The sequence below is a fragment of the Serratia silvae genome (genome assembly GCF_023282985.1).
Lineage (GTDB): Bacteria > Pseudomonadota > Gammaproteobacteria > Enterobacterales > Enterobacteriaceae > Chania > Chania silvae.
This window is the reverse complement of record NZ_JAGQDC010000011.1, coordinates 99,254-124,829: the sequence shown is the minus strand read 5'-3', so window position 1 is coordinate 124,829 and position 25,576 is coordinate 99,254. Positions and strand designations below refer to the sequence as shown.

General features: G+C 55.7%; 20 protein-coding genes. 2 read left to right on the top strand and 18 right to left on the bottom strand.

Features of this window, described 5'->3' with window-relative positions; genetic code table 11:
* Positions 1-26: 26 nt before the first annotated feature.
* Positions 27-1,049 carry a nickel/cobalt transporter gene (locus KAJ71_RS14660; RefSeq protein WP_248946411.1) on the bottom strand — a complete coding sequence of 341 codons (1,023 nt, stop codon included), beginning with the start codon at positions 1,047-1,049 and terminating at the stop codon, positions 27-29.
* Positions 1,040-1,708, bottom strand: a complete 669-nt coding sequence (locus tag KAJ71_RS14655) for a DUF1007 family protein (RefSeq protein ID WP_375540738.1) — start codon at positions 1,706-1,708, stop codon at positions 1,040-1,042. The genes KAJ71_RS14660 and KAJ71_RS14655 overlap by 10 nt, the downstream gene beginning before the upstream one ends.
* A 145-nt stretch (positions 1,709-1,853) precedes the next feature.
* On the opposite strand from KAJ71_RS14655, the gene csiE reads away from it, so the two are divergent.
* Positions 1,854-3,119, top strand: a complete 1,266-nt coding sequence (gene csiE, locus KAJ71_RS14650) for a stationary phase inducible protein CsiE (protein WP_248946409.1) — start codon at positions 1,854-1,856, stop codon at positions 3,117-3,119.
* Here the strand turns inward: csiE and KAJ71_RS14645 are convergent.
* Both KAJ71_RS14645 and glyA read right to left on the bottom strand, forming a co-directional pair.
* The gene (locus tag KAJ71_RS14645; RefSeq protein ID WP_248946408.1) at positions 3,116-4,267 is read right to left on the bottom strand and encodes a 3-phenylpropionate MFS transporter; all 1,152 of its coding nucleotides are present in this window, start codon (positions 4,265-4,267) and stop codon (positions 3,116-3,118) included. The genes csiE and KAJ71_RS14645 overlap by 4 nt on opposite strands.
* Before the next feature lie 160 nt (positions 4,268-4,427).
* A complete protein-coding gene (gene glyA, locus KAJ71_RS14640) occupies positions 4,428-5,681 on the bottom strand; it encodes a serine hydroxymethyltransferase (protein WP_248946407.1) in 1,254 nt (417 codons plus the stop codon).
* Between the two features lie 468 nt (positions 5,682-6,149).
* On the opposite strand from glyA, the gene hmpA reads away from it, so the two are divergent.
* Positions 6,150-7,340, top strand: a complete 1,191-nt coding sequence (hmpA, locus tag KAJ71_RS14635) for an NO-inducible flavohemoprotein (RefSeq protein WP_248946406.1) — start codon at positions 6,150-6,152, stop codon at positions 7,338-7,340.
* 43 nt (positions 7,341-7,383) lie between these two features.
* Here the strand turns inward: hmpA and KAJ71_RS14630 are convergent, their stop codons facing one another.
* The 14 genes from KAJ71_RS14630 to KAJ71_RS14565 all read right to left on the bottom strand — a co-directional run bounded on the left by KAJ71_RS14630 (position 7,384) and on the right by KAJ71_RS14565 (position 24,767).
* Entirely contained in the window at positions 7,384-8,565 is a 1,182-nt protein-coding gene (locus KAJ71_RS14630) for a cytochrome c (RefSeq protein ID WP_248946405.1), read from the bottom strand.
* Positions 8,562-10,472 carry an NAD(P)-binding protein gene (locus tag KAJ71_RS14625; RefSeq protein ID WP_248946404.1) on the bottom strand — a complete coding sequence of 637 codons (1,911 nt, stop codon included), beginning with the start codon at positions 10,470-10,472 and terminating at the stop codon, positions 8,562-8,564. The genes KAJ71_RS14630 and KAJ71_RS14625 overlap by 4 nt, the downstream gene beginning before the upstream one ends.
* Positions 10,473-10,679: 207 nt before the next feature.
* Complete coding sequence (patD, locus tag KAJ71_RS14620) at positions 10,680-12,104, bottom strand: aminobutyraldehyde dehydrogenase (RefSeq protein ID WP_248946403.1); 1,425 nt, start codon at positions 12,102-12,104, stop codon at positions 10,680-10,682.
* Positions 12,105-12,263: 159 nt separating this feature from the next.
* Entirely contained in the window at positions 12,264-13,070 is an 807-nt protein-coding gene (locus tag KAJ71_RS14615; RefSeq protein ID WP_248946402.1) for an ABC transporter permease, read from the bottom strand.
* Positions 13,060-14,004 (bottom strand): ABC transporter permease, encoded by a 945-nt coding sequence (locus KAJ71_RS14610; RefSeq protein ID WP_248946401.1) that lies wholly within the window; start codon positions 14,002-14,004, stop codon positions 13,060-13,062. The genes KAJ71_RS14615 and KAJ71_RS14610 overlap by 11 nt, the downstream gene beginning before the upstream one ends.
* A gap of 1 nt (position 14,005) precedes the next feature.
* Positions 14,006-15,034: an ABC transporter ATP-binding protein gene (locus tag KAJ71_RS14605; RefSeq protein WP_121607577.1), complete on the bottom strand. Its 1,029-nt coding sequence runs from the start codon at positions 15,032-15,034 to the stop codon at positions 14,006-14,008.
* Between the two features lie 89 nt (positions 15,035-15,123).
* Complete coding sequence (gene ydcS, locus KAJ71_RS14600; RefSeq protein ID WP_248946400.1) at positions 15,124-16,275, bottom strand: putative ABC transporter substrate-binding protein YdcS; 1,152 nt, start codon at positions 16,273-16,275, stop codon at positions 15,124-15,126.
* Between the two features lie 79 nt (positions 16,276-16,354).
* Positions 16,355-17,818 (bottom strand): gamma-aminobutyraldehyde dehydrogenase, encoded by a 1,464-nt coding sequence (locus tag KAJ71_RS14595; protein ID WP_248946399.1) that lies wholly within the window; start codon positions 17,816-17,818, stop codon positions 16,355-16,357.
* A 111-nt stretch (positions 17,819-17,929) separates the two neighbouring features.
* Entirely contained in the window at positions 17,930-18,853 is a 924-nt protein-coding gene (locus KAJ71_RS14590; protein ID WP_021178886.1) for a LysR substrate-binding domain-containing protein, read from the bottom strand.
* A 190-nt stretch (positions 18,854-19,043) separates the two neighbouring features.
* Positions 19,044-19,382, bottom strand: a complete 339-nt coding sequence (gene glnB, locus KAJ71_RS14585) for a nitrogen regulatory protein P-II (RefSeq protein WP_004847623.1) — start codon at positions 19,380-19,382, stop codon at positions 19,044-19,046.
* A 13-nt stretch (positions 19,383-19,395) separates the two neighbouring features.
* Positions 19,396-21,018 (bottom strand): NAD+ synthase, encoded by a 1,623-nt coding sequence (locus tag KAJ71_RS14580; protein ID WP_248946398.1) that lies wholly within the window; start codon positions 21,016-21,018, stop codon positions 19,396-19,398.
* A gap of 99 nt (positions 21,019-21,117) precedes the next feature.
* Positions 21,118-22,458: a two-component system response regulator GlrR gene (gene glrR, locus KAJ71_RS14575; RefSeq protein WP_248946397.1), complete on the bottom strand. Its 1,341-nt coding sequence runs from the start codon at positions 22,456-22,458 to the stop codon at positions 21,118-21,120.
* On the bottom strand, positions 22,455-23,327 hold the full coding sequence (gene qseG / locus KAJ71_RS14570; RefSeq protein ID WP_248946396.1) for a two-component system QseEF-associated lipoprotein QseG: 873 nt from the start codon (positions 23,325-23,327) through the stop codon (positions 22,455-22,457). Before qseG ends, glrR begins: the two co-directional genes overlap by 4 nt.
* Before the next feature lie 3 nt (positions 23,328-23,330).
* Positions 23,331-24,767 carry a sensor histidine kinase gene (locus tag KAJ71_RS14565; protein WP_248946395.1) on the bottom strand — a complete coding sequence of 479 codons (1,437 nt, stop codon included), beginning with the start codon at positions 24,765-24,767 and terminating at the stop codon, positions 23,331-23,333.
* Positions 24,768-25,576 lie beyond the last annotated feature (809 nt).

Here is a 25,576-nt window from a genome sequence, read left to right as displayed (position 1 = left end):
TATTTGTTCAATATTTAATCTCGCGATCAACGGGAAAAAGGTCGTATCCCGCCGCCAAATTCCGGCTGAGCACTGACGTACAGCAGCACACCGGCAAACAGCAAGATTAAACCTCCGGCTAACGCCAACACCCCCCAGGCAACCGCACTCCAGGCCGCCGGTGCGCGCTGACGGCTGATGCGTATCGCCAGCTTACGGCTGTAATGCACCAACAGCGCCAACCCGGAAATCGTGATCGAGGTACCCAGTGCCATGGCCAGTGCCGACAACACGCCCCAGGTAAAAACGCCGATCACCTTGGAAAACAGCAATACCAGGATCGCCCCGGAGCAAGGCCGTAGCCCCATTGCCAGCACAATCGCCGTTTTGGTACGCCAATCATTGCCAGCTTGCAGTTCCTCATCGCTCGGTAAATGCCGGTGGCCGCAACCACAATTCGCGCTATGCACATGATCGGCTGGCAGAGGCTGCAAGCTGTTGATACGCAGCGCAGGCCGAGGCCACATGGCTTTCACCGCCCTAAACAAGCGCTTTAACGCACGCCAGGTCAACAAGCCACCAAGCAGGATCACCAGAATAAAACTGCCCTTCTCCAACCAGAAACTGCTTTGATGCAACTGGCGGGAAGAGAGTTGCAGCACCACCAGCACTAGCGTGACCAGGGCAATCGCGACCAATCCCTGCACCACGGAGGCAGCAAACGTCAGCTTCAGGCTGCTTTTCAACCTTGCCGGGTGGGTAGCCAGATAGGTGGCGATCACCACTTTACCGTGGCCCGGCCCCAAGGCATGCAACACGCCATAGCCTAGGCTGAACAGCATCAGCGCCACTCCCGCCTGCTGGGGAGCAGCCTTTACCTGTTGCAGCAACGCCGCCATTTCCTGATGTAGCCCTTTCTGCCACACCACGCTTTGCATCAATAGCTGCGGCCAGTAATGCCAAACCCATTTGGCCCCCGCCGCCAGCAGAACAAAGAACAGCAACAACGGCCACAGGCTGAAGGCCCAATGGCGCTGAGGTTTGCCGATCTGGCTGAGGTTTACTGACATGTTAGCGTCACCCGCTGGGCAAACTGTTGCCCTAATGCCATATCTTCGCCGGGCGAGTCGTTCTTATCGAGAGACAATGCATAGGCTTGTAATGACGAATCAGGCTTTGGTGTCATCAGGCTGAATTTGCACTGTTTTGCCATCTCTGGTGGCAAGTGCAGCGCCTGTTGATCCTGATAGGTCATGTCCACAAAATAGGTGGGATCGTAGGTGGAAATCTCAAAGGGCTTTCCCACCAACGGCTGTGGCTCAGCCAGCGGTAACACAAACTCCAGTACCGCCTTATGACCCTGCCGGGATAGATGGTATTCGGTTGGCAGATTGAGGTATTTCACCGGTTTGCCTGCGCGGTAAATATCGGTGAAATAGTGCTGCCCGAGGACGTTAGCCATCACTTCCGCCGCCAGTTTTTTCCAGACTTCTGAATCGCTGTTGGCATTTTCTGCGTCATACAGCAGATCCGCCGAGGTGATCTCATCCATTACCCAAACCATTTTTAAACCGGTCAGCTTCTGATCCTTAGCCACAAAGGTGGTGTTCATATCGATAAAACTGTGAGGATGAGCGAGTGCGCCCATGCTGATCATCATGAGTAAGCAGGCCACCAGTGCGCGGCGTTTCATCATCCAAGCATACTTTTTATTGTTATAATATAACATCAACCAAACCTCAACCGGCGTTAACAAGCCGAATAACTGTGACGAAAGTAGTAAGCCGAAGTAAAAGCAGGGGTAACGACCACGCCCCCGCAGAGCCTTTTGCTATGCTTAAACATAATTTAAAAACAACCTGCCAGAAGGTGATATGAGCCTGGAGACTTCTTCTGCGCCTGAGTTCTCCGGTCAACAACGGCGCTGTCATTTACTGCTGATGCTGTATGCGCCAGTACCCTCGGTACAACTGGAGACAATCGGCCAAATCAACGGCGTAGACCTGCTCATTACCCGGCAAGATATAGCCGAGGTTGCCAGCGAGATCCAGCATTTCCATCATCTGGAAATCAGCGGCGACCCCGACGAGGGCTACCAGATCCAAGGCAGCGAGCTGGATCTTCGTTTGTGTCTGCTCCAATGGCTACGGCGAGCCTTACGTTGCAGCCCAGAGTTTGTCGAACAACACTTTGGCCCTCAGTTTCAGCGGGCGATACAGCTTCAGCACCAACAGCTTCCGGCACTGGAATTGTGCATCAATCAATGTGAACAGCGCCTTAACCGCCGTTTTGAACAGCGCGACCGGCAGTTCTTGCAACACTATCTTTGTTATTGCGTCTGGGCTAGCCAGCATCAGCGCCATCCTCAATTTGATCGCCGCCAACATGAGTGGCTGCAAAGCAAGCCAGAGCACCTGGCGACGGTGGGACTGCATCAAGCGCTGAATCAGTTGTTTGGCCAGCCCGGTGATAGTAGAGAGCGCGACTTCCTGGTGTTGATGTTTACCCTGCTGAAAAGTCACAGCTACCAGAGCAGCGATTCGCCAGAGGACCAACGCCTGATGGCGGCCATTGGCCAGGTGGTGGAACGCTTCCAGCAGATCTCCGGCATGCATTTCAGCAGCCAGGAGGGGTTAATCAGCCAGCTGTTTGCCCATTTGGCCCCTGCCGTGGAACGCTGCCGGTTTGCTATCGGCATCGACAATACGCTACTGGAAGAGGTGGTCCGTAAATATCCCCGGCTGATGCGCACCACGCAAGAGGCGTTAGCGCCATTTGAACAGGAGTATGAGATTCAATTTTCGCGGGAAGAAGCAGGGCTAGTGGCGATCAGCTTCGGTGCCTGGTTGATGCAGGGCAATGCGCTGCATGAAAAGCAGATACTGTTGCTAACGCTGGATAACCCGCAGTTGGAAGAAGAAGTGGAATATCAGATCCGCGAGCTGACGCTATTGCCATTGAATATCAAATATCAGCCCTTACACGACTACCTGCTTGCTGGCGCACCGCAAGGGATTACGCTGGTGATTAGCCCCTACGCCACACCGAACCAGGAGCAACCACCTACACTGATTATTACCGAACTGCCACTAGAGCGTCAGCAGCGCAAGGCGATCCGTGCGCTGCTGGAAAGCCATTAGCGGTTGCTGCTAACCGCTACCGCCGGTGGGCGAATAAACAACGCTGGTACCACTACCGCCACCATCACCCAGAACACTCCGCCCTGATAGTGCTCGAACAGGAAGCCCGCCACCACGGTCATCACGGCAATGCCGCCGCCCATCGCCAGCGCCGAATACACCGCCTGCAGACGGATCACTTCCGCCCCCTGACGCGCCGCAATAAAGCGCATCGCCGCCAGATGGCAGACCGTGAAGGTGCCACAATGCAGCACTTGCACCAGCAACAACCAGCCGATTTCCGTCGTGGTTGCCATCAGGCCCCAACGCAACAGGCCGCACACGGCGGAAAGTAACAGCAGATTACGCGCGTTCCAGCGGCGGAACAGGAAATTGCTGCTGGCAAAGATAACCACTTCGGCGACCACACCCAAAGACCACAGGTAGCCGATAGTTGCCGCGGAGTAACCCGCTTCTTCCCAATAGATGGAGGCAAAGCTGTAATAACCGGCATGTGCCCCTTGCAACAGCGTCACGCACAGCAGAAAACGCCAGACTGGCCCTTCGCTGAGCAGTTCGCGCCAGGAGCGGCTAGGTTCATTCTGCGCCCGTGCCTCACCTTGTGGCAGCACGCTCGGTTTCAGCAACATACCCACCAACATCGCCAGGATACTGACCAACAGGCTGATCAAAATCGCATTATGGCCCCAAACGGACACCAGCTTGCCGGTTAACGCCGAACCGATCACAAAGGCCAGCGATCCCCATAGCCGCACTCGGCCATAGTCCAGAGTGATCTGCCGTTGCCAGGTGGCAGCCAACGCATCGGTAAGGGGAACCAGCGGGGAGAAGAACAGGTTAAAACCGGCGATCACCAGCATCAGCCAGGCCCAGCCATTACCGAAACAGAAGCCGACGGCAAACGCCAGGGAGAGCAACGCCAACAGGCGCAACGCGGTGATTAAATAAGAGGGATCTTTCACGCGTGGAGCAATCAGCAGGCTCCCCAAGAAACGCGCTACCAGGCCAGCGCCGAGCAAAATACCGATGGTTTCAGGCGGTATCCCCTCGCCTTTTAACCAAACGCTCCAAAACGGTAGATAGATGCCATAGGAAAAGAAGTACGTGAAATAACTGAGAGCAAGCCAACGCGTTGATTGCAGAACCATGTTCCCTCCAGGATGAGGGCAATACTTTGACAGAGCTCACACCTTGCAGCAATCTTCATTCATGCTCAAAGGGCTAGAGTGCAAAGTAGTTCACAGTTTAGCTGCAACAACGCTAAAAAAACCCGCCGAGGCGGGTTTATCTGCAAACCAATCGAAGTACTTAGGCGTAAACCGGGAAGCGAGCGCAGATATCCAGCACTTTCTTCTTGGTACGTTCGATAGTGGCTTCGTCGTTCAGGTTGTCCAGCACGTCACAGATCCAGCCAGCCAGTTCACGCACTTCGGCTTCTTTAAAGCCACGACGAGTTACCGCTGGGGTACCCAGACGGATGCCAGAAGTCACAAACGGGCTCTTCGGATCGTTTGGCACGCTGTTCTTGTTTACGGTGATGTTAGCACGGCCCAACGCGGCATCGGCTTCTTTACCGGTCAGGTTCTTATCCACCAGATCCAGCAGGAACAAGTGGTTGTGGGTGCCGCCGGAAACCACTTTATAACCGCGTTCCAGGAACACTTTCACCATCGCTTTGGCGTTGTCGGCCACTTGCTGCTGGTATACTTTGAACTCAGGTTCCATCGCTTCTTTCAACGCTACCGCTTTACCGGCGATCACGTGCATCAGCGGGCCGCCCTGGCCGCCAGGGAAGACGGCAGAGTTCAGTTTCTTGTACAGCTCTTCATCACCACCTTTGGCCAGGATCAGGCCGCCACGTGGACCCGCCAGCGTTTTGTGGGTGGTGGTGGTCACAATGTGGGCATGAGGAACCGGGGTCGGGTAAACGCCAGCGGCAATCAGCCCCGCTACGTGTGCCATATCCACGAACAGGTATGCGCCGATGCTGTCAGCGATTTCACGCATTTTGGCCCAATCAACCACACCGGAGAAGGCTGAGAAGCCGCCGATGATCATTTTTGGTTTGTGGGTCTGCGCCTGTTTGGCCAGATCGTTATAGTCAATCTGCCCAGTTTCGTCGATGCCGTAAGGCACCACGTTATACAGCTTACCGGACAGGTTCACCGGTGAACCATGCGTCAGGTGACCGCCGTGTGCCAGGTTCATCCCTAGGATGGTGTCGCCCGGCTGCAGCAGCGCGGTATAAACGGCAAAGTTAGCCTGGGAACCAGAGTGTGGCTGCACGTTGGCATAGTCGGCACCGAACAGCTCTTTGGCGCGATCGATCGCCAGTTGCTCAACGATATCAACGTATTCGCAACCGCCGTAGTAACGCTTGCCCGGATAGCCTTCTGCGTATTTGTTGGTCAGTTGGGAACCCTGGGCCTGCATCACGCGCGGGCTGGTGTAGTTCTCAGACGCAATCAGCTCAATGTGCTCTTCCTGACGCACCACTTCCTGCTCCATTGCATGCCACAGTTCGGCATCATAATCAGCAATGTTCATTTCACGCTTTAACATCCGGCATCTCCTGACTGAAATCAGCTAGCTTTCCCCTATGGATTTCAAGCTGCAGCTAGGCGACAAGCTATCTCATCCCCAGGAGCTTACGTTTAGTAAGTGACTGGGGTGTGATAGTGCAGGTAACAACGCTGCAGCTTGAAAGACGACGGGGATAATTTTACCCATATGGGTTCTGGGTCACAGTGTAAACCGTTTCGGCCTATCGAAGATAGGTCTTGACAGAGGTTTTTACGCAAACGATTGGCATCAGATGGCGTAAGGCTTTGAACCCTTAAAGGACGCATTTTGGCAACGGAGTTTTACTCATCAACAAAATGCGCTTTTTTCATGTTCTGTGAAGGCGATCGACGGTTAACAACTCCATAACAAAAACAGGGATATTTACAAGCACGGGTGAATTTTATAAGATGCATTTAAAATACACCTATCAAATAAACATAAAAACGCCCGTCAAGGAGTATCACCATGCTGGATAGTCAAACCATCGCCACCGTTAAATCGACCATTCCCCTGTTAGCCGAAACCGGCCCCAAACTGACCGCCCACTTCTATGATCGCATGTTTGCCCATAACCCTGAGTTGAAAGATATTTTCAATATGAGCAACCAGCGTAACGGCGATCAGCGCCAGGCGTTGTTCGATGCCATCTGCGCTTACGCCAGCAATCTGGAAAATCTGGCCGCCCTGCTGCCTGCGGTAGAACGTATTGCCCAGAAGCACGCCAGTTTCAATATTCAGCCCGATCAGTATCAGATTGTCGGCCACCACCTGTTAGCCACGTTGGACGAAATGTTCAGCCCTGGCCAGGAAGTGCTCGATGCCTGGGGAAAAGCTTACGGGGTGTTGGCTAACGTGTTTATCCAGCGTGAAGGCCAGATCTATCAGGAAACGGAAAAGAGTGACGGCGGCTGGCGTGATTTGCGTGCCTTCCGCATCGTGAAAAAACAGCCGCAGAGTGAGGTGATATCCAGCTTTGTACTGGCACCGGTAGACGGTGGTCGCGTGGCCGATTACCAGCCAGGCCAGTATCTGGCGGTTTATATTAACGATGACAGCCTGCAACACCAGGAGATCCGCCAGTATTCACTCACCACTGCATCGAACGGGGAATATTACCGCATCGCGGTCAAACGTGAGGAGCAGGGAGCCGTTTCCAACTACCTGCATCAGCAGGCCAAAGAAGGCGATATCATTCATCTCGCGGCACCACACGGCGATTTCTTCCTGCAGGTAGAACCGACTACGCCGGTGGCATTAATCTCGGCAGGCGTTGGCCAAACGCCAATGCTGGGGATGCTTAACACCCTGCACGACAATCAGCATCCGGCCAACATCCATTGGCTGCATGCCGCAGAAAACGGTGCAGTGCATGCCTTTGCTGACGAAGTGGCAGATATTGCCGGGCGCATGCCTAATCTGAGCCGTCATGTCTGGTATCGCGAACCTAGCGCCGATAACGTGCAGGGCCGCGATTATCACAGCCAGGGTCTGATGGATCTGAGCGCATTGCGTGGCGAATTGAGCGATCCACAGATGCATTACTACTTCTGTGGTCCGGTGCCGTTTATGCAGCACGTAGGTAAGCAATTGCTGGCGATGGGCGTGGAAGCCGAACGTATCCATTACGAATGCTTCGGTCCACATAAGGTGCTGTAACACATCAGGGAACGGGCGCAGCATGCTGCGCCCCAACAACCTGTTATTTAGTCAGCTTCCGTGCATCCCGGACCTGCTCCGCCGTCACCGGCGCAGCCTGGTTCCCCCAGCTCCCGCGTAGATAGCTCATCAGATCGGCAGCCTTCTGATCGTCGAGCACCCAACCATAACCCGGCATAACGATCGCCGTAGCATGTTGGGTGACCGGCGTATGAGCGCCTTCCAGCACCACACGCAAAGCAGTCAGCGGATTATCCGCCGTCACCGACAGATTGCCAGCCAGAGCAGGTATGACGTTGTCGCTCCCCTCCCCCTTATTGCCATGGCAAGTTGAACAGTACATCGCATAGGTCTGCCCGCCTGAAGCCATACTTGCGCTTGATGCCGCCGAAGTTGCTACAGGTTTCGGTGCCTCTATCTCCAGGCTGTGTACATACTGCGCGATAGCCTTTAAATCGTCATCGCTGAGGTATTGCGTGCTGTGCGCCACGACGTCGCTCATCGGCCCAGCCACTGCCGCATGTTGGCTGCGGCCGCTTTTCAGCAGCGTAACCACATCATCCGACTTCAACCCACGCAGGCTCGGTGCATACCAACCATCCAACTCTGCGCCACTCAGGAACTCAGCGGATTGGTTATCCAGCCCTTTTTCCTGCATCGCCCAGCCGCGCGGAGTATGGCAACTGCCACAGTGGCCCAGCCCCTGCACCAGATAGGCACCGCGATTCCACTGGGCGCTTTGATCCTTCGCTGGCTGATAGGTTTGGTCTTCATGGAACAGCATATTCCATACCGCTAACGGCCAACGCATAGACAATGGCCAGCTGATATCGCTTTCCCGGTTGGCGGTGTCTTGCGCCGGGACTTCGTGCATCAGGTAGTCATACAGAGCGCGCATGTCCTGTTCGCTCATTTTGGCGTAAGCGGTAAAAGGCATGGCGGGATACAGACGATGCCCATCTTTGGCCACGCCTTGACGCATGGCACGGTCGAACTCTTCAAAGCTGTAGCTGCCAATACCTTGCTGTTTATCCGGCGTGATATTGGTGGCATAGATATCCCCTACCGGCGTTGGGAACTTCATCCCGCCCGCCAGTTCCTTACCACCCGGAGCCGTATGGCAAGCCGTGCAGTCTCCCACCTTTGCCACGTATTCACCGGCGGACATAGCATGAACCGAGCCACCAACCAGTAATAGCATCAGATACAACGGGCGCAGAGTCATACTCCCTCCTTGGCAGCAACCTTGCCGTAGGCCAGTTCATTGACTGCTCGCCAAGCCTGATCGATCGCCGAGTTGGCATACGGGCTCCAGTCGGAATCAGAATTGGCAATGACGATCTTGCCGATCGGCTGCCGCGCGGTTTCGATGATCTTTTGAGACTCATCTTCATCATCGAACATGCCGTTGAGGAAATAGGAGTAACCGTGCGACCAGCGGTTGACGGTGATCGCCTGAATATCGCGCTGATGATCAAATCCGGCAGCACCCAACATGCCCTGTAATTGTTCACGGATCATCTGCTCGTGTACCTCAAACGGAGTTCCTAGCAACAGCGCTCGTCCTTTGCGCGACTGTTCACGCGGGCTAAGGCCGCTGCCGGGCAATGTCGGCACATACACCATATGCAGCCCGATAGGCTGGTTTGGATCGCGTGGGTGCTGATATCCCCCCATGCTTACCGGGTAGTCCAGTTTCACTCGGCTATAAGGCGCAGTCGGGGCATAGACTTCGTGCACCCCCAGTTTGATAAACGGCTGCCAGTTGCGGATCACCACCTTGCTGTATACCAACGGCGATTTAACGTTCTGTTTCAGCGCCTCTTGCTGCTCGTGGGGCATTTCCGGGATCAGATAAGGGATCATCATGTTGTAACCGGCCATGACGACCTGCCCAGCGCGAACCTTGACCATCTTCTCACCGTTGATATAGACCACCTCGGCCTTATCACCCACGTTGGTCACGTGCAGCCCGGTGCTGTTCAAGCGTAGTTTTACCGGAGACTCGGGGCGATCCAACTGGCTGTAATCAAACTTTGCCAGGATGACATCGTTCATATCTTTGCCACCCGGTGCCACCGCCGGGATCAAATGGCGCACCATCAGGCGAGCCAGCGTGGCATTGCCATCCGGGAAGTGGAACACATAGGGATCGTCGAGATCGGCCTGCGATTCCTCATCCAGCGGCGGCAGGTTCATGCCGTTCAGGCCCGGCAGATCACAGATTCGAGCATCGCTGCATGAGGTCGCATCAATGCCGACGGCCTGAAAATCGTTGGTGGTTTGCTGGAAATAGCGGATCGCCATTTCGCTCAGCCCCACTTTCTCACGTAGGAACTGGCTATAGCTGTGCTTGTCCAACCAGGCCATCTTCTCTTCCTGGCTCAGACCCGGCAGGTAGTCTTTTTCAACGGTGTGCAGCGCAATCAAGGCCTGACGATCGGCCTGCGGCAACGGGAAGTCGTTGATAAAATCTTCATAAGAGCGACCATTGAGGCGGTCACGCGGGATATCATCCGCCACCACTCGGCCCGGATCGCCACTGACAACCTTATCAACGCCAAAGTTCTGGCGATCGAAGTAAACGCCACGGCTGAGATTCAGATCCGGGTAGAAAGTGGTGTCGAAGGCCTTTTCCATACCGTCCAGGCTAACGCCCAGGTTTTTCAATAGCCCCATGGCGACCGGGCTGAAGTTGGAACGCGGCGATTGTAACGATTCGCTGCCCCCGTAGCCGAGGAGGGTGCCGTTCTCGCTGCTGAATTCGTTACGCTTGGCGTGGCCGCCAAAGTCATCATGGTTATCAATCAGCAAAATACGTTGCTGTTTGCCCTTCATCTGCTGCCAGAAACAGGCTGCCGCCAGGCCGCTGATGCCAGCGCCGACCACCACCAGATCGAACTCTTCCTCGATCGGCAGGCTGCCAAAATCAAAGGTTTTGCCATCACGCCCCAGTTGGTGGGCATGTTCGAATGAGCCTGGATGATTGCCACGCAGACCAGTTAACGCGGGTGGGTAATACAGGGTTCGATGGGCAGCTTGTGGCGATGCACGCAGGATCTGCATCGGCGTTAGCCCAGCGGCGATGGTGATCGCCACCCCATTAAGAAAATCGCGACGGGTAATAGCCATAAAGCTTCCTTCATTTATCCCCGTCGTCTTTCAAGCTGCTATCTGCACTATCACACCCCAGTCACTTACTAAACGTAAGCTCCTGGGGGTGAGATAGCTTGTCGCCTAGCTGCAGCTTGAAATCCATAGGGGATTTTAATATAAGACGGCCGAAGCCAGCCTGAGAGCCGCGTTATTGTGCGTATAAATCCTGTCAGATCAAGCAGATTAGTGTTTGAACATGACGTGGCGAATGGCGGTGTAATCCTCCAGCCCGTACATCGACATGTCTTTACCATAGCCAGACAGCTTCTGCCCGCCGTGCGGCATTTCGCTCACCAGCATAAAGTGGGTATTCACCCAGGTGCAGCCGTACTGCAAACGCGCGCTCAGGCGATGAGCACGCCCTACGTCACGCGTCCACAAGGAGGAAGCCAGACCGTAATTGGAGGCGTTGGCCCAGGCCAGCACCTGCGCTTCGTCGTCGAATTCTGTCACCGTCACGACCGGGCCAAACACTTCACGCTGGACGATCTCATCTTCCTGGCGCGCGCCTGCCAACAGCGTTGGTTGGAAATAGAAGCCAGGGCCAGCGACTTTTTCGCCCCCGGTGACCACCTGGATATGAGGCAGTGCTTTGGCCCGCTCAACAAAGCCAATCACCCGCTCCAGATGCTGGGAAGTGATCAACGGCCCCAGTTCGGTACTGCTGTCTTCCGGTGGCCCGATCTTCAAGCTGGCCACCGCTTCACCCAGCGCTTTCACCAGTTGCGGGTAAATGCCTTTTTGCGCATAGATCCGGCAGGCGGCGGTGCAATCCTGCCCGGCATTGTAAAAACCGAAGGTGCGGATGCCGTCAACGACCTGCTGAATATCGGCATCATCAAAGACGATTACCGGTGCTTTCCCCCCCAGCTCCATATGGGTGCGTTTAATCCCAGGTGCGGTATGGGCAATGATATGCTCGCCAGTAGCAATAGAGCCGGTAAGAGACACCATCCGCACCTTGTCGTGGCCGGTCAGCACATCGCCCACGCTGGCACCACGGCCAAACAGCACGTTAAGCACGCCCGGCGGGAACACGGCAGCGGCCAATTCGGCCAGCTTGAAGGTGGTCAGCGGCGTCTGTTCAGAAGGTTTGATCACTACGCAGTTCCCTGCCGCCAACGCGGGTGCCAACTTCCAGGCGGCCATCATCAGCGGGTAGTTCCAGGGAGCAATCGAAGCCACCACACCCAGCGGATCGCGACGGATCATCGAAGTGTGTCCCGCCAGATATTCACCGGCCGCCATACCACTCAGGCAACGGCTGGCACCGGCGAAGAAGCGGAAGACATCGGCTACCGCAGGCAGTTCGTCATTCAGCGCGCAGTGATAAGGCTTGCCGCAGTTCAGGGACTCCAGTTTGGCGAAGGTTTTAGCATGCTGGTCAATCACGTCCGCCAGCGCCAGTAAGTGTTCGGCACGCTCTTTCGGGGTGGTTTGCCCCCACTGTTCAAACGCCGCATCGGCGGCCTGCACGGCCTCTTCAACCTGCTGTGCGCTGGCCTCGGCCACCTGCACAATCACTTCTCCCGTCGCCGGGTTGTAGACCGGCAACTTTTCGCCCTGGCCGGTAACCAGTTGACCATTAATCAGCAGTTGGCTTTGCATAGGGTTATCCTTTGAAATATTGGCGTAATTCGGTGCCTGCCTTTATGGCAAATACCTCGTTATTCATTCTTAGAGATACAGTTCCCATCCCCAATGGATTTCACGTCATAGCTACGCTCGCAGCCAACAACGCATATGGCTTGAAAGACGAAGTGGATGTTATTTACCGCTGCCTGTGACGCTTTCTCCGCCCTTGGTCAGGTAGTACGCGCCCAGGATCGGGAACATCGTCAATACCATCACCGACAGCGCGACCACGTTGGTGATCGGCACATCACGTGGGCGGCCCAACTGGTTCAGCAGCCACAGCGGCAGCGTACGTTCGTGCCCGGCGGTGAAGGTGGTCACGATGATTTCGTCGAATGACAGGGCAAAGGCCAGCATGCCCCCCGCCAACAGTGCCGAGCCAAGGTTAGGCAAGATCACGTAACGGAAGGTCTGCCAGCCATCGGCCCCCAAATCCATCGAGGCTTCGATCAGGCTGTGTGAGGTACGGCGGAAACGGGCGATCACGTTGTTGAACACGATCACCACGCAGAAGGTGGCATGACCGATGACGATCGTCATGATCCCCGGTTCGATATTCAACGCCTTGAAGGCCGCCAGCAGCGCCAGACCGGTGACGATCCCCGGCAAGGCAATAGGTAACAGCAGCAGCAACGAAATGCTGTCCTTGCCGAAGAAGTCCCGGCGATACAGGGCCGCTGCTGCCAACGTGCCGAGCACCAGCGCAATCGCCGTGGCCAGGCAGGCGATCTGCACTGAAAGCAGTACCGCATCAATAATGTCCTGCCGCCCCGCCGCCACGCTGAACCAATGCAGGGTAAAGCCCCGCGGTGGGAAGCTGAATGCCGCGTCTTCGGTATTGAAGGCGTACATGGCGATAATCACTATCGGGAAGTGCAGGAAGATCAGGCCACCCCAGGCAGCCAGTTTCAGCCCTAACGGCGCGCGTTCAGAGTGCATCGAAGGCCCCCAGGCGTTTCACAATCGAAAGATAAATGGCGATCAGGACGATCGGCACCAGCGTAAAGGCGGCCGCCATCGGCATATTGCCGATCGCCCCCTGTTGGGCATACACCATGCTGCCGATAAAGTACCCCGGCGGCCCCACCAGCTGTGGCACGATAAAGTCGCCCAGCGTCAGTGAAAAGGTGAAGATGGAACCGGCTGCGATACCCGGTACCGCCAGCGGCAGGATCACATAGCGGAACGTTTGGGACGGGCGCGCGCCCAGATCCGCAGAAGCGTGCAGTAACGAAGGTGGCAAGCGCTCTAACGCCGCCTGGATCGGTAAGATCATGAACGGCAGCCAAATATAGACAAACACCAGGAAGCGCCCAAGACCAGACGTAGATAGCGTATTACCGCCCACACCGGGAATACTCAGGATGCTCGCCAACACCGGCTCCAGCCCCATATGTTGCAGGAACCACTGCGCCACGCCGTCTTTCGCCAGCAGCAGCGTCCAGGCATAGGCTTTAACGATGTAGCTGGCCCACATCGGCATCATCACGGCGATATAAAAGAACGCCTTTACCTTGCCGCTGGTGTAACGGGCCATGTAATAGGCGATTGGAAATGCCAACACCGCACTGGCCAGCGAAACCACCACCGCCATGGTCAGCGTACGCACGATGATGTCGTAGTTGGCCGGGTTGAACAGCGCGCTCAGGTTGGCGAAGGTCAGATCCGGCGTCACCGTCATGGTGAAATCGTCGAAGGTGTAAAATCCCTGCCACAGCAAGGTCAGCAGCGAGCCAAGATACACTGCCCCAAACCACAGCAACGGTGGCACCAGCAACAACAGCAGATACAGCGTTGGCTTGCGGTACAGGTAGGTTGAAATCGCGCGAATTTTACCGCCGGGCGCTGCCGGCTGCTCGATGCTCACGTCCATCTCACCTCTCCTCCAGCAGCGGTACCATTGCCTCTCTGGCCCAACAGGCGGTGACCGGCTGACCGATCAGGCGCTGCTGTGCCACGGCCTGCCACTGCGGGTTAGCCTGGCTGACCAGCAGTTTCTCACCGCTGCTCAGGGCGATTTCATAGCGTGTCGCCGCCCCTTGGTAATGGATATCCTGCAAGGTACCCTGAACCTGAACTTCCCCCTGCGCTGCCCCGCTTTGATCCAACAGGCGGATATGTTCCGGGCGGATCGAGAAGGTGGCCGATTGCCCCAGCAACCGCTCCGCCAGTTCGCTGCGTACCACGTTAGACGTGCCGACAAACTCGGCAACAAACGGCGTTCTTGGCCGCATATACAGTTCGCGTGGCGCATCTACCTGCTCAATACGGCCATTGTTAAATACCGCCACCCGATCGGACATCGACAGAGCTTCGCTTTGATCGTGCGTGACGAAGATAAAGGTGATGCCCAGTTGGCGTTGCAGCTTCTTCAACTCCCCCTGCATCTGCTCGCGCAGTTTCAGATCCAATGCCCCGAGCGGCTCGTCCAGCAGCAGGACGCGTGGGCGATTGACCAATGCACGAGCCAAAGCCACACGCTGACGTTGACCACCAGACAGGTGCGCCGGTTTACGCTCGGCAGCAAATCCTAACGCCACGCTTTCCAGCGCCTGATTCGCCCGCGCCAGCCGCTCACGCTTGGCAACGCCTTTCACCATCAGGCCGTAGGCCACGTTCTCCAGCACCGACATGTGCGGGAACAGCGCATAGTCCTGGAACACGGTATTCACATCGCGCTGATAAGGCGGCAGATTGCTCGCCTCCTGCCCATGAATACGGATGGAGCCCGAGCTCAGTTGCTCAAAACCGGCGATCAGCCGCAGGCAGGTGGTTTTACCCGAGCCAGAAGGCCCAAGCATGGAGAAAAACTCGCCGTCCTGTATTTCAACAGAAACCCGATCCACGGCGCGAACATCGCCGAAAATGCGCGAGACATCGATAAACTGCACAGCAATGGTCATGATGTACGCTCCAAAAAGATCCCCTCACCCCAACCCTCTCCCAAAGGGAGAGGGAGCCGTCTGGCGCTCGCAGGGGAGAACAAGGATGGTTATCTACCGCCCATAATGGCGATGTAATCCTGGGTCCAGCGGCTATAAGGGACGAACTTGCCGCCCTCTGCCTGTGGCGTTTTCCAGAAGGCAATTTTGTCGAACTGGTTGAAGCCGTTGGTTTCACACCCTTTGTCACCGAGTAAGGTGCTGGCTTTGCAACCTGCTGGAACCGCTGGTAACGAACCAAACCAGGCAGCCACGTCACCTTGCACCTTCGGCTCCAGCGACCAGTTCATCCACTGGTAGGCACAGCTTGGATGCTTAGCCTCAGCGTGCAACATGGTGGTATCTGCCCAACCGGTAACCCCTTCTTTCGGGAATACGGTAGCGATAGGCTGGCCTTCGCCTTTCAGGGCATTGGCCTGGTACGGCCAGGCGCTGGAGGCCACCACGCCTTCGTTTTTGAAATCGCTCATCTGAACCGAGGTGTCATGCCAGTAGCGGTGGATCAGCGCGTGCTGGCTGCGCAACAGTTTCAGCGCCGCCTGATACTGCTCTTCGTTCAGTTGGTAAGGATCGGTGATGCCAAGCTGGGGTTGAGTGGCCTTCAGGAACAGTGCCGCATCGGCGATATAGATTGGACCGTCGTAAGCCTGCACCCGACCCTGGTTGGTCTTGCCGTCCGGCAGGTTTTGTTGCTGGAACACTACGGCCCAGCTGTCTGGCGGCGTCGGGAAGGTTTTGGTGTTATACATCAGCAGGTTTGGCCCCCACTGATACGGCGTACCGTAGGTTTTACCCGCCACGTTGTACCAAGGGCCGTTTAACAGACGTGGGTCGATATTCTTCCAGTTAGGGATCAGCGCGGTATTGATTGGCTGCACGCGTTTGCCGAAGATCAGGCGCAACGAGGCATCGCCGGAAGCAGTCACCAGATCGTAACCGCCTTTCGCCATCAGGCTGACCATTTCATCCGAGGTCGCGGCGGTTTTCACATTCACCGCACAACCGGTCTGTTTCTCAAACTGGGTCACCCAGTCGTAGTTCTTGTCGGACTGACCACGTTCGATGTAACCGGGCCAGGCGATGATATCCAAGCGCCCTTCCCCTTTACCCAACGGCTGCGGCGTATCGGCGGCCTGAGCCATACCGCAAAGGATCGTCATACAGAGTGCGGTGACTGTGGTGATTGCGTGTGTTTTTCCCATCGTAATTACCCCTGTGTTGCGTAGTTTAAAGTGCGGCAAGGAACGGTTGCCGCCGATTATTAATCGGCCGTGTGGCTAGCTAGAAGCTAGCTTTGAACTTCGCCATCACATGCCGGACAACGCTGTAATCCTGTAATGAATCGCTGGAGAGATCTTTGCCGTAGCCGGAGCGCTTTAAGCCGCCGTGGGGCATTTCGCTCGCCAGCGTAAAGTGGGTATTGATCCAGGTACTGCCATATTGCAGATGCGCCGCGATATGCAACGCACGGTCGATATTCTGTGTCCACACCGAGGAGGCCAGACCGTATTCGGAGTCGTTGGCCCAGGTCACCGCCTGCTCCAGGGTGTCGAAACGCGTCACGCTGACCACCGGGCCAAACACTTCACGCTGGACGATTTCATCGGTTTGCAGGCAGCCAGCCAATAGCGTGGGCTGGTAGTAAAAGCCGGGGCCGGAGTGCGCTGCGGCACCAGTAATCAATTCGATATGTGGCTGGCTGAGAGCCCGTTCGACAAAGCTGGCGACCCGGTCACGCTGGCGGCTACTGATCAGCGGGCCGATTTCATTATCTTCGTCACGCTTGCGGGCAAAGCGCAGGCTGGAGACCGCGTCCCCCAAGGCTTCCACCAGCTTCGGATAGATGCCTGCCTGGGCGTAAATGCGACAGGCTGCGGTGCAATCCTGCCCGGCATTGTAGTAACCGAAGGTGCGGATACTGCTGACGACCTCATCCAGATCGGCATCGTCACAGACGATCACTGGGGCTTTACCGCCCAGTTCCAGATGGGTGCGCTTGACGCTTTTGACTGCCGCCTGCAAGATTTTTTGCCCGGTAACAATATCGCCGGTAACGGAAACCAAGCGAACCTGCGGATGACCAACCAGATGGCTGCCCACCCCTTCACCACCGCCATAGACGATGTTCAACACGCCTGGCGGCAGGATTTCCTGCAACGCAGGCACCAAGGCCAAGATAGTCAATGGCGTATGTTCGGAGGGTTTGAATACTACGGTGTTGCCCGCGGCCAGCGCCGGAGCAATCTTCCAGGCCGCCATCATCAGCGGATAGTTCCAAGGCGCGATGGAAGCCACCACGCCGATCGGGTCACGCCGGATCATTGAGGTGTGCCCCTCAATATATTCACCGGCCAACTGACCCTGCTGGGTACGCACCGCCCCGGCGAAGAAACGGAATACGTCAATGGCCGCAGGGAGATCGTCGTTCAGTGCCTGATGGAAAGGTTTGCCGCAGTTCAGCGCTTCAAGGCGTGCCAGATGTTCTGCCTGCCGCTCAATGGCATCGGCAATGCGCAGCAGGACTGCTGCCCGGAAAGCGGGAGTGGTACGTGACCAGTGGGAAAATGCCTGCTGCGCGGCGGCAACTGCGTTACCGACCTGGGTTGGCGTTGCCTCAGCAATAGAAACCAGTGTTTCACCATTGGCAGGATTAACAATGGGCTCCTGATGGCCTTCACCTTCAATCGACTCGCCGTTAATGAATTGCCGACAGGACAAACCTGAAACCAACTGTAGCTCTGCCATTGCGCCGCCTTATGTGACAAAAACGTTAACTAAATGTGATAAGTTAGTTTTAATCAGACTAAGCGAGCGCACTGCGGACAACAAATTCTAAATACTGAAGGCAGCGTTCGATTAAATCGAAGGCTTAAGGCCGGTCATGTTCGTTTTACTGTTCTCACGCGCAATAGTGAGGAATGGCGTCACCAATTCAGGCCGTGCGCTGCCACGCCGCCAGGCCAGGCCGATATCCAGCGGTTCCAACAAATCCACCAGCTTGCGCGCTTCAATCATATTGCCCTCCAACGACCAGGCGCGGTAAGCCATATCCGGCAGGATGGCAATGCCCATGCCCGCCGCCACCAGGCTGCGCACCGCTTCGGTAGAGGCGGTTTTCATGGCGATCTCCGGCTTCAGGCCCGCTCGTCCCCAGATGCGCCGGGCATGAACGTCCATTTCATCGACGTTGAGCTGGATCAGTGGCTGTTTGGCCACGTCTGCCAAACCGATGCTTTCGTGCTCCAGCAGCGGGTGCAACGGCGGCAGCCACAGGCGATATGGGGAATGCATCAGCACTTCGGTCTGTAGGGCATCGCGATCTTCAATGTTCGACAGGATCAGTACCCCTATATCGATTTCACCGCTCACCAGCAAATGCTCGATATAGGGCCGTTCGTCCTCAATCACCTGGATGGTCACGTTGGGATAGGCAGACTTGAAGCGCTTGAGCAGCTCCACCAGGAAATACCCCGCCACCAGGCTGGTGACGCCGATGGTCAATTTGCCACTCAGGCTTTCGGTGCCCAGTTGCAGGCTGCGCTTGGCATTATCCACCGTCGCCAGGATCAGGTACGACTGGCGCAGGAACTGGTGCCCCTGGTGGGTTAGGTTCATCCCCTTGGCGTGACGCTCAAACAGCCGGACGCCAATGTCGGTTTCCAACTGCTGGATTGCCAGCGTGAGCGAAGACTGTGACACAAACACCGCCTGCGCCGCCGCAGAGATCGACCCGGTTTCGGCCACAGCAATAAAATGGCGGATTTGGCGTAACGTCATCATGGTAGCAACCTCAAACAAAACAGTTGGTTTGAGTGTAGATGCTCACCGGCAAGCCATCAGGAAATGTGTGAAAAACGCGATATCGTTCGCTTTTTTAGAACGCAAAGGGGGAGGGAGTGCACAAAAACAACAAAGGCGCAGCTAAGCCACGCCTTTGTTGTGAACTTGTTGGGGCTTGTCAGCCAAATGATTAAATCGCTTCTTCGTCTTGCTCACCGGTACGGATACGCACCACACGGGCCACGTCGAAGACAAAGATTTTACCGTCGCCAATTTTACCGGTCTGCGCCGTCTGCATGATGGTTTCCACACAGGTATCCACGATATCGTCAGCCACTACGATCTCGATTTTAACCTTTGGCAGGAAGTCGACCATATACTCGGCACCACGGTACAGCTCGGTATGGCCCTTCTGGCGTCCAAAGCCTTTCACTTCGGTCACGGTCATGCCGGTGATGCCCACTTCGGCCAGTGCTTCACGCACGTCATCCAGTTTGAAGGGCTTGATAATCGCGTCAATTTTTTTCATTTTTATTCCTTAATTACCAATTTTTACGGCCAAAGCCGGAGGTGATCGGGTAGCGGCGGTCTTTGCCAAAGTTACGAGCGGTAATGCGCGGCCCGACGGCGGCCTGACGGCGTTTGTACTCGTTGATGTCCACCAGGCGGATCACCTTGCGCACCACGGCTTCTTCAAAGCCCTCAGCAACCAGATCGGCTACCGATTTATCACGCTCGACATAACCTTCCAGAATAGCATCCAGAATGTCATACGGCGGCAGGCTGTCCTGATCGAGCTGATCCGGCGCCAGTTCGGCAGACGGTGGACGATCAATCACCCGCTGAGGGATCACGTAGGAGACGGTATTACGGTATTCGGAAAGCTTGAACACCAGCGTTTTCGGCACATCTTTCAATACGTCGAAACCACCAGCCATATCACCATATAGCGTGCAATAACCAACAGCCACTTCGCTTTTGTTACCCGTGGTTAACACGATGCTGCCGCGTTTGTTAGACAGCGCCATCAGCACCACGCCACGGCAGCGGGCTTGCAGGTTTTCTTCGGTGGTATCCCGTGCGCTATCAGCAAACATCGGGGCGAGCTGGCCCATAAAGGCGTCGAACATCGGTTCAATCGAGACGACGTCAAATTCGATGCCGAGGATTTCGGCCTCTTCCTTGGCATCGGCGATGCTGATATCCGCCGTGTAGCGGAATGGCATCATCAAGGCCTGAACCTTGTCTTTACCCAACGCATCCACGGCGATTGCCAAAGTCAGCGCCGAGTCGATCCCGCCGGACAAGCCCAGCACCGCACCTTTGAAACCGTTCTTGGTCACATAGTCGCGTACGGCCAGCACCAGCGCTTCATACACCTGCGCCAGCTGCGGCAACTCTGCCGCCGGGGCCGTCATCGGCACCACTTGCAGGCCGTTGAACTCAAGCAGAGTCACCTGCTCGGCGAAAGCCGCCAGGCGATGGGTCATATTGCCAGCGGCATCAAAGACTTTTGAACAGCCGTCGAAAATCAGCTCATCCTGCCCACCGATCTGATTCAGATAGACCAACGGCAGACCGGTACGCTGGCAGTGGCCCGCCATCAGGGTCTTGCGGATATACGGCTTTTCACGGTTATACGGGGAAGCGTTGATCGACAGTAGGATCTCTGCCCCCGCCGCTTTCGCCGCATCGACCGGTTCCGGGAACCACAGGTCTTCACAGATCAGCAGCCCCAGGCGGTAACCCTTCAGCTCCACCACGCAGTTTTTATCGCCCGCATGGAAATAGCGCTTCTCATCGAATACGCCGTAGTTAGGCAGCTGTTGCTTGAAGTAACGAGCCTGCAAAGCACCTTCTGAGAACAGAGACAGCGCGTTATACAGTTTGCCGTCTTCACGCCACGGGTGACCGACCAGGATCGCCACATCGGCAGAGGCCTGCTGCAAACGGCTTAGCTGGGTATCGCAGCGCTGATAAAAATCATCACGGTACAGCAAGTCTTCCGGCGGATAGCCAGACAGCGCCAGTTCGGTGAACATGACCAGATCGGCTCCCGCCTTCTGCTGCTCCTGCACGGTTTGCAACATGCGCTCGCTGTTGCCTTCAATATCGCCCACCAGCAAATTAAGCTGGGCCAACGCAATGGAAAGTGATCTGCTCATATTTCTATGGTCTGCCATGCCACAACAAAGAAAACGGAGTGTAAATCATTCCGGCTAATTTGTTGAGAACCTGCACATGCAGGTTCAGAAAAGAAAACATCATTCTTTGAAATCGTTGGCATCCAGTTCATGACGCGACAACAATTTATAGAACTCAGTACGGTTACGGCCCGCCATGCGCGCGGCCTGGGTGACGTTACCCTTGGTGATCTGCAACAGTTTACGTAAATAGTGTAATTCAAACTGGTTGCGCGCTTCGACAAAGGTCGGCAGCGCCGTGTTTTCCCCTTCCAGCGCCTGCTCAACCAGTGCTTCACTGATCACCGGTGCCGTGGTCAATGCCACACACTGCTCGATCACGTTCACCAACTGGCGCACGTTGCCGGGCCAACTGGCGGTCATCAGGCGTTTCATGGCATCGGAAGAGAAGCTGCGTACAAAGGGTTTGTGACGCAGTGCCGAAGCACGTAGCAGATGGTTGGCCAGCAGCGGGATATCTTCGGCCCGCTCGTTGAGCGCCGGTATTTTCAGGTTAACCACGTTCAGACGGTAATAGAGATCTTCACGGAACTCGTTTTTTACCATCGCCTTAGGCAGATCGCGGTGGGTGGCGGAAATGATGCGTACGTCAATATCCAGATCGCGGTTGCTGCCCAATGGGCGCACCTTGCGTTCCTGCAACACACGTAGCAATTTCACCTGTAGCGAGAGCGGCATATCGCCAATCTCATCAAGGAACAGCGTGCCTCCCTCTGCCGCCTGGAACAAACCTTCACGGCTGCTGACGGCACCGGTGAATGCCCCCTTGGCATGACCAAACAGCTCTGACTCCAGCAGTTGCTCCGGCAACGCGCCGCAGTTGATGGCGATAAAGGCTTTCTTGGCCCGTGGGCTGGCCGCATGGATGGCCTGTGCCAGCACCTCTTTGCCAGTGCCGCTCTGGCCGTTGATCAGCACGCTGACGTCCGACTGGGCGACCATCTTCGCCTGTTCAAGCAGCCGCAGCATAATCGGGCTACGGGTGACAAAATCCTCACGCCAGCTGTCATCACCGGCTGGGATCGACGACAGTGACAACGCTTCATCGATCGCCTTATACAACGCATCGCGATCGACCGGCTTGGTCAGGAAGCTGAATACCCCCTGTTGGGTCGCCGCCACCGCATCCGGGATAGAGCCGTGTGCGGTCAGGATAATCACAGGCATCCCCGGCTGGTGTTTCTGGATCTCGGCAAACAGCGCCATACCATCCATTTCATCCATCCGCAGGTCGCTGATCACCAGGTCGATCTTTTCGCGGGCCAGCAGGCGCAAAGCCTCTTGGCCGCTTTCCGCCGTAGTAACGTGAAAACCTTCGCTGGTCAGGCGCATTCCCAACAGCTTAAGCAGGCTGGGATCGTCGTCAACCAACAAAAGATTGGCCGGTTTGCGAGCTGTCATTGCGCTGGGGACTCCTTGTTAGCCGCGGGCGGCGTGTAGGTATCTTCCGGCTCTACCGGCAAAGCGGTACCGGTTTCAGTCACCTCTGCAGGCTCGGCCGCTTTGGCGGGCGCTGCGGGCTTGCCTGCGGCATCTGCTTTAGGCTGCGCCACGCTGCTTTCTGGGATTTCCCCCTGCAGCTGCTTGCGTGACGAGAGCTGGCGTTCGATATCGGTCAGGTTCTCCAGTTTGCGAGAGGTCTCCTGCAATTGGCCCTGTAAATAGCTCTGACTTTGGCGCAGCGAATCGATCTGGCTGTCTGAGCTTTCCTGCAGATGCTGGTAACGCGCCCGCTCGTCAAACAGGGAAATTTGCAGCGCCTGCTGCTGACGCCACAATTGCAGCAATGGGCGTAGCGAGTTTGGGAATTCGAGGCGATAGCTGTTCAGACGATCGACGATCTGACGGCGCTCGTTCGAGCTCGGCTCGGCGCTGCCCAGCAAAATACTTTGTTTGAACACGTTCTGCCAATCGTTACCCGGCAGGGTTTTCGCCAACGCTCTGGCCTGCGTGGAGCCGATACGATCGGCACAGTCCATCGCCCGCAGCCAAAAGAGTGAGTTTTCCAAGGCTTCTTTTTCATCAAGCTGCCATAGCGTATCGCAAGGCGCAATGCGGTAATCCACTACCTTGGTATCTGGGATCGCCTCCTGTTGCTCCTGAGCCGGGCCGCTACTGGCGACACGATCGACACAGCCGATCAGCAGAAACGGGGCAAAAAGTATCGAGCCCAAAAAAGAAAGCGAATGTTTGCCGAGCGGTGCGCGTAGAGAAACACGCGGTGAACCTTCGGTCTGCGATTGATAAGCGCGATTAGACCCTGTGTACATTATTTATTCATTCTCGGCGGTTAATGGCAATTCAATACGGAAGCAGACATCGGCATCGGCGAGATCCACCAATTTTAATTCGCCACGCATACGGCGAATACAGTCCTGTGCAATGCTCAGCCCCAGTCCACTTCCTTTAACGGCCCCTTTTCTCTGGTGACTCCCCTGGAAAAAAGGCTCAAAAATCATGGTTCGTTCCGCTTGCGGGATCGCGCTGCCGGTATTGGCGACGTCAATCTGTACCTGTTGGCCGACCTGGCGGCTGCGGATCCAAATGTTACCGGATTCCTTGCCGTAGTGCACCGCATTGGAGTAGAGATTATCCAGTACGCGCATTAATAACGTAGGCTCTGCCCAGCAGATTTCCGCTTCAAGTTTGACTTCCGTGCGGATCATCTTGGCGCGCGCCGGCAAACTGTGGGCGGCGACCACCATATCCACCAGTTCTTCCAACTCAACGTTTTCATGTTCCGACGGGCCATCTGCCAGTTTGCGGTTGTAATCCAGCAGTTGCTCAATCAGCAATTGCAGATGACGGCTGCTCTGATCGAGGATCGCCACCACCTCTTTCTGATCGGAGGTGAGCGGGCCTGCCACACCATCTGCCAATAGCTCGGTGCCTTCACGCATGCTGGCCAACGGCGTTTTCAGTTCATGGGAGATATGGCGCAGGAACTCATGGCGCTGCGATTCCAGCCAGGCCAGACGTTCGCTCAACCAGATAATGCGCTGGGCCAAAGAACGCAGTTCACGTGGGCCTTTAAAGGACGCCGTCATGCCGATGGGCCGCCCTTCCCCCAAGCGGTTAATCATACGCTCAACGGCCTTGACGGGCCCGATAATCATGCGGGTAAACAGCACCACCAACAGCACACTGACCAGGAACAGCAACAACGCCTGCCAGCCAAAATATTGGCCGCGCTCGGCGATCGCCTGCTGCAACTGCTGCCCACGGGAATAAACTACGGTGCGGGTGGCCTGGACCATTTCGGCGTTGGAACGTGAAAAGGACTCTAACAGCAGTGAAGCGTCCTTGTCCGGCCCGCTGCTCTGGCACTTGATGGTGGCGAGCTGTGTCAGCAGGCCGCGCAGAGTCTGGTAATAACGTTCATCCGGCAGGATCGGTACGTGAGCGTCCAGCATCTGTGAATACTGTTTACGCTGGTTCTGGTACAGCCGCTCCAAGGTCGGATCGACCAGTACGCAGTACTGGCGATAGCTGCGCTCCATTTCCAGCGCCACGCTGGTCATTGCCTCACTGCGCCGGGCATCGACCAGCGTCGTACGGTTGATATCCGCCGCCTGAGCGCTGAGATGATCCAGGCTTTGGTAGGCCTGATAAGCCAATACCAGCAGCGGTAACAGTACCAGCAGGAACGCCATTACGACCAATTGGCGCAACGAGCGCGGGAATAGACGCCATCTTTTCAAAGAAATCATCTCATTATCACTAGTCTGCTCCGATGCTAACCGACTATCCGGGGAGAGAAAAGCCCGGCAGAGGATTAATGGCGTTCAGACAAGCAAAAACGCGTTATCCCCAAAAGAGGAAACTGATGTGGTTTGAAAACGTATCGAGGGAAATAACGAAGGAAACGCGGTTTTGCTTTTGACGCTGGGGCATGATGCCCCATCGCAAGGAATATGTGGATGCCCTTACTCCTCGTCCCCAGGTGATGTAGCACTAGGCTGGCATCTGATCAGGACGAATAGCATCCAAAAAGTATCCGGGATTGATGAACATTTCATCACAGTTGGATACTAGGCGGTGCCTCACTCCACGTGTCGCCCGATGCTTGATAAAGTCGCTTGCGCGTCTGTTATCGGTTTGGTTGGACGATAGGCACCATTTCTTAGGCATCATTCGGAGGCTTATGAGGCGCTGTTCCGTACTAGACGGGGCCGATCATAAAAAGGTGAATGAGCAACTGATTGTTATAATGCACCATCCGTGCCAACTTTATAAAATAATTAATAATTCAATGTTTATTAAGGATAAATTATTTTACCCGCGGTTTATCACCGCTACCAACGTGGTCGAGTTTGAGTAATAATCCGACATACCGTCGCCAAAACACGACAACTAAAATCAAACGGTTTAACCCCGATTAAAATCAATGAGTTAAATGTCTCTTTTTAGAGACACGCAATATGGCATTTGTCTCAAAAAACAGACAAAAAGGCTAACCATTTAAAAAATAAAGAAATAAAAAGGCGCCAACGCGGCGCCTCAGTAAGTTTTCAGGTAA

Excerpts from the sequence above, each read along its gene's own strand:
- csiE (WP_248946409.1), top strand. The coding sequence starts at position 1,854 with ATGAGCCTGGAGACTTCTTCTGCGCCTGAGTTCTCCGGTCAACAACGG.
- KAJ71_RS14655 (WP_375540738.1), bottom strand. The coding sequence starts at position 1,708 with ATGTTATATTATAACAATAAAAAGTATGCTTGGATGATGAAACGCCGC.
- KAJ71_RS14625 (WP_248946404.1), bottom strand. The coding sequence starts at position 10,472 with ATGGCTATTACCCGTCGCGATTTTCTTAATGGGGTGGCGATCACCATC.
- KAJ71_RS14630 (WP_248946405.1), bottom strand. The coding sequence starts at position 8,565 with ATGACTCTGCGCCCGTTGTATCTGATGCTATTACTGGTTGGTGGCTCG.
- KAJ71_RS14645 (WP_248946408.1), bottom strand. The coding sequence starts at position 4,267 with ATGGTTCTGCAATCAACGCGTTGGCTTGCTCTCAGTTATTTCACGTAC.
- ydcS (WP_248946400.1), bottom strand. The coding sequence starts at position 16,275 with ATGGGAAAAACACACGCAATCACCACAGTCACCGCACTCTGTATGACG.
- glrR (WP_248946397.1), bottom strand. The coding sequence starts at position 22,458 with ATGACAGCTCGCAAACCGGCCAATCTTTTGTTGGTTGACGACGATCCC.
- KAJ71_RS14565 (WP_248946395.1), bottom strand. The coding sequence starts at position 24,767 with ATGATTTCTTTGAAAAGATGGCGTCTATTCCCGCGCTCGTTGCGCCAA.
- glnB (WP_004847623.1), bottom strand. The coding sequence starts at position 19,382 with ATGAAAAAAATTGACGCGATTATCAAGCCCTTCAAACTGGATGACGTG.
- KAJ71_RS14615 (WP_248946402.1), bottom strand. The coding sequence starts at position 13,070 with ATGCACTCTGAACGCGCGCCGTTAGGGCTGAAACTGGCTGCCTGGGGT.
- KAJ71_RS14605 (WP_121607577.1), bottom strand. The coding sequence starts at position 15,034 with ATGACCATTGCTGTGCAGTTTATCGATGTCTCGCGCATTTTCGGCGAT.
- KAJ71_RS14660 (WP_248946411.1), bottom strand. The coding sequence starts at position 1,049 with ATGTCAGTAAACCTCAGCCAGATCGGCAAACCTCAGCGCCATTGGGCC.
- KAJ71_RS14580 (WP_248946398.1), bottom strand. The coding sequence starts at position 21,018 with ATGAGCAGATCACTTTCCATTGCGTTGGCCCAGCTTAATTTGCTGGTG.
- hmpA (WP_248946406.1), top strand. The coding sequence starts at position 6,150 with ATGCTGGATAGTCAAACCATCGCCACCGTTAAATCGACCATTCCCCTG.
- qseG (WP_248946396.1), bottom strand. The coding sequence starts at position 23,327 with ATGTACACAGGGTCTAATCGCGCTTATCAATCGCAGACCGAAGGTTCA.
- KAJ71_RS14595 (WP_248946399.1), bottom strand. The coding sequence starts at position 17,818 with ATGGCAGAGCTACAGTTGGTTTCAGGTTTGTCCTGTCGGCAATTCATT.
- glyA (WP_248946407.1), bottom strand. The coding sequence starts at position 5,681 with ATGTTAAAGCGTGAAATGAACATTGCTGATTATGATGCCGAACTGTGG.
- KAJ71_RS14590 (WP_021178886.1), bottom strand. The coding sequence starts at position 18,853 with ATGATGACGTTACGCCAAATCCGCCATTTTATTGCTGTGGCCGAAACC.
- patD (WP_248946403.1), bottom strand. The coding sequence starts at position 12,104 with ATGCAAAGCCAACTGCTGATTAATGGTCAACTGGTTACCGGCCAGGGC.
- KAJ71_RS14610 (WP_248946401.1), bottom strand. The coding sequence starts at position 14,004 with ATGGACGTGAGCATCGAGCAGCCGGCAGCGCCCGGCGGTAAAATTCGC.